The organism is Cytobacillus sp. MT66 (assembly GCF_058792595.1).
This window is the reverse complement of the sequence record NZ_JBXAFB010000037.1, coordinates 1-4053: the sequence shown is the minus strand read 5'-3', so window position 1 is coordinate 4053 and position 4053 is coordinate 1. Positions and strand designations below refer to the sequence as shown.

General features: G+C 35.7%; 2 protein-coding genes and 2 pseudogenes. 1 reads left to right on the top strand and 3 read right to left on the bottom strand.

The annotated features are described in order from the left end of the window. Positions 1-21: 21 nt before the first annotated feature. The 3 genes and pseudogenes from AC1Q59_RS24645 to AC1Q59_RS24635 form a co-directional block, all read right to left on the bottom strand. Positions 22-228 (bottom strand): DUF1657 domain-containing protein, encoded by a 207-nt coding sequence (locus AC1Q59_RS24645; protein WP_009336488.1) that lies wholly within the window; start codon positions 226-228, stop codon positions 22-24. Positions 229-409: 181 nt separating this feature from the next. Continuing rightward, positions 410-541 carry a hypothetical protein gene (locus AC1Q59_RS24640; RefSeq protein WP_256815724.1) on the bottom strand — a complete coding sequence of 44 codons (132 nt, stop codon included), beginning with the start codon at positions 539-541 and terminating at the stop codon, positions 410-412. 701 nt (positions 542-1242) lie between these two features. After that, positions 1243-2207 (bottom strand): annotated as a pseudogene (locus AC1Q59_RS24635) (IS630 family transposase); the annotation flags it as partial. Between the two features lie 353 nt (positions 2208-2560). Here AC1Q59_RS24635 and AC1Q59_RS24630 point away from each other — a divergent pair. After that, positions 2561-3886 (top strand): annotated as a pseudogene (locus AC1Q59_RS24630) (IS1182 family transposase). The last annotated feature ends 167 nt before the right edge of the window (positions 3887-4053 follow it).

Below are 4053 nucleotides of genomic sequence, written 5' to 3'. Positions count from 1 at the left end.
CCAACCTTTTCGCCATACTCTTTATTGTTGTTTGTATTGAGGTTCTTCTTGTTCGATTTGTTGAACACGTGGTTCAATGCTGTCTACAACGGATTGGGTTTGCTTAGCTGCATCTTGGTAAAGTTGCTTAGCTTGTTGATTATCTGTACCAAGAGCAAATGTTTCAAAACTTGCTTGAGCACTTTTCAATCCTGCTAGAGCTGTTTTAACGTCATTTATTACTGTCATGATAATTTCCTCCTTGAATTTTTTTTTACTCTTTTATTTTGCTTTATGGAGAATTTTTTATTCAATGATTTTTGGGAAATTTAAATCTAAATTATTTTTGACGTATAGCTCCATTTTTCGATAATAACCCCTTTTCCATATCCCCATCATTTCTTCTATTTCTCGTTGACAGCAATAGCTCTTATAACTTTTCATTTTTTCTTTTCTCAACTTCAATTTCTTTTACACCCCTACCTTTATAAAATAAGATGATTGTATTTCCTGAAAGGACTAATATTTTTCCCATTTTTCGGATATTATCCCAAAGTTTCAAGAGTTTTTCCCTCTTAATCATCCTATTTATGGGTATTTAACATTGAAAATGTAATAACAAAGATAAACGCATGCATTTGTCGCCGTATTAAGGTTTGTCTAATACATAAAAAGGAACTGTTTTGTTATTAAACATCAAATTTTTCATACATTTTAGAAGGTGAAAAAATGACAACAAAACAAAAAAGGAAAATCCTTTCAACGTTTAACGTTAAAACCAAAAAAGGACATTGAAGAAATAAAACTTGGGATTAAACTGGGAGACAAAAGGAAACCAAAAATCCGAGATTGGGCGAAAGAGATGTATAGCTATATTTGATGGGGATTAATACAGAATTACAGGTAGGTGACATTGTCAAATTAAAAGTTGGAGATGTGAAAGGGAAAAATTACTTTTATATTCTGGAAGGCAAGACAACAAAAAACAGAAAGTAAATATTAGTATGCTATCTAATAGAATTGATAAAAAAATTGGATACATAATTGTTTCAAACTAAAAAGAATCAATATCTCTACATAAGAATACAGGGAAAAAAGTGTTTATAATACTCATTAGAAGGTATGATAAAGAAGGAATTGGCAAACTTTGCACCAAAGATTCACTGTAAGCCAGTTTCTTTTTTGGATAGGTTTTTAAAATCGTGTTTTAATCAAATATTAAATTATGGCTCTTATCACACCTATATAGGTTGAATTAAAGACTTACATTCTTACACAAAGTCTGTTTATGACTACATCGGCTTTAGAACCAATGTCCACTACGAACTTACGGACATTGATCCGGATGTCCTGGACTCTCGAATAGAAGACATTATTAATGATGGTTTCCTTCATCCATTTCCAAAAACCCTCCATCAGATTAAGTTCCGGACTGTAAGGAGGTAGGAAGATCAATTCAAGCCGTGAACTGTTTTCTTCCAGGAAAGGCTGGATTAGTCTGGCATGGTGGATCCTTGCATTATCCAATACCATGGCAATCTTCCCGTCCGGATACTTATCCAGGACAATCTTAAGGAATTCAAGGAAAACTTCGGCATCGTACCGTTCAGCCTCGGCTACGAAAACTTCACCGGTTTCATAGTTGAGTATCCCCAGGAGTTTGGCTCCCCTGTGCTGGCCATAGGTGGGGATTAGCCTTTGTTTTCCTTTCAGGAACCAGGAACGCTGGATGGCCTGGTAGTCCCTGATCATAGACTCATCCTCAAACAGGAGATGGTCGATTTCCTCGTTCAAAAGCTTTTTTTTAAAGCAGGAAAGGTTTCATTCCTGAATTCCTCCTGCTTTTGCCTGTCTGCTTTTTTTAGGGTGTAAGTCGGCCTGGTATAGCTGAGTCCCAAGTCTTCAAGGAGCCTTGAAACTCCACGGAGTGTATAGATTTGTCTCCATTCCCGCTGGATGAAATCACGCATGATGGAAAGCGTCCAGTTGTAATGATTTTCATAACCAACGTCGTGTGGGGTTTTATAAGCAATAACCTGTACGAGTTCATGTTCCTGCTCTTCAGTGTGTTTCCTTGGTGCACCGGGAGACTGGCCCATCTCCAGTCCGACCAGACCGTCTTTCCGGTAAGCCTAGATGTAAGAAGATATTGTCTTATTTGAACGAAGTACAATATTTGAAATCTCCTTCTGCTTATAGCCTTGAAGATGGAGATAGATTACCTGGTACAATATTGAAAGCACTTATGTGAAATTTCATCAAGTACGTTACATCGATCAATTGGTAAATATATTCGGACCGAAAAAAGAAAAAGTGATTACTGGAAATACTCCTTTGAAATTGAATATGTAGGAAATGAATAAAACCATTAGCCATCAAGGCAACCAAAACATGTTTGTAAGGGACTATTATTAACATAATCATGCTCATAGGCACTGAAAAAAGGATCTTCCAGTAAGAAGATCCTCAGGCTGTCGAGAAAGTCTCATCAGCCTTTACTTTTGTATAATATTTTAACAATTTAACGCGTTAATTTAGTATAATTTAAGTAATCAAACTAATAATTGGTGGTGGATTAAATATGTTAAAAACAAAAGAATCCTCTCAAAATGAGTATGAATTTATTTCCCTAGATGAATTAGTACCCGAAGATCACCTCCTACGTCTAATTGATAAGTACATTGACTTTTCATTTATTATTGAAAAGACTCGTCCATCCTACAGACCCTCTCGTTTTATTTAAAATGATGTTTATCGGATATTTTTAAGGCATTCGTTCTGAAAGAAAATTAGAACAGGAAATAAAAATGAATATGGCTTATCGCTGGTTCTTAGGTTTGAAGTTTCGTGATTCAGTTCCCCATCACTCTACCATTAGTTGGAACCGCAAACACCGTTTTAAAGACTCCAATATTTTTCAAGATATATTTGTGAAATTGTCCTTCAAGCTATGAATCACAAAATGGTCGGTGGTCGTGTTTTATTTACTGACTCTACTCATTTAAAAGCCAATGCAAATAAACACAAATTTACAAGAGAAGAAGTAGAAGTTGAAACACGTGAGTATATTGAAGAATTGAATAAAGCTATTGAGGAAGACAGGGTAGCTCATGGAAAAAAAGCCTTTAAAGGAAAAGAAAGAAGTGAATGAAACAAAAGTAATTAGAAAAAGCACCACAGACCCTGACTGTGGATTTATGTCCAGAGATAACAAACAAAGATGTTCTGTTATTTAGATCATCGTACTACTGATATGAAATATAATATTATTACGGATGCGTATGTAACTCCTGGGAATGTACATGATTCTGTTCCCTATCTTTCTAGACTTGATCGGCAAATAGAGAGATTTAACCTGAAAGTCGAGGCGGCTGCACTTGATTCGGGGTACCTTACAAATCCTATTTGTAAAGGCTTATCTGACCGAAATATTTTTGGGGTAATGGCACACAGAAGATATCATCCAACCAAAGGTCTCTTTCCAAAATGGAAATTTACATATGATATAGAAAATGACCAATACATTTGCCCTAATAGTCAAAAGTTACCTTATCGGACCACTACAAGAGAAGGTTATCGCGAATATAAATCAGATCCAAATCAATGCAGTCATTGTCCTCTTCTTTTTGAATGTACCCGTTCAAAAAATAAAACAAAAGTAGTGACAAGACATGTGTGGGAGGAGCATAAGGAAAAAGTAAGGTTAAATCGATTATCTAAATCGGGGAAAATGCTTTATAGATTTAGAAAAGAAAAAGTAGAGCGAAGCTTCGCAGACTCAAAAGAGCTGCATGGGCTTCGCTACTGCCGGTTACAGGGAATACAAGGGGCAAGTGAGCAGGTTCTACTTACTGCAGCTTGCCAAAACATGAAAAAGATTGCCACACACCTAGCAAAGCTAGGGTAAGTGTAGGCAATCTTTCCTTTTCCTATTCATATTGAAGTTTTTATAGTAAATAAGCTTTCAATAAAAGAAATTGCCGAGAAAAATACCCCTTTTCTCGACAATCTGAGGATCTTCCAGTAAGAAGATCCTTTTTTGCTGCTTACTCAATTAATGTACCTTTTAGTTTA

Coding starts and splice junctions, on each gene's coding strand:
- AC1Q59_RS24645 (WP_009336488.1), bottom strand. CDS start 228: ATGACAGTAATAAATGACGTTAAAACAGCTCTAGCAGGATTGAAAAGT.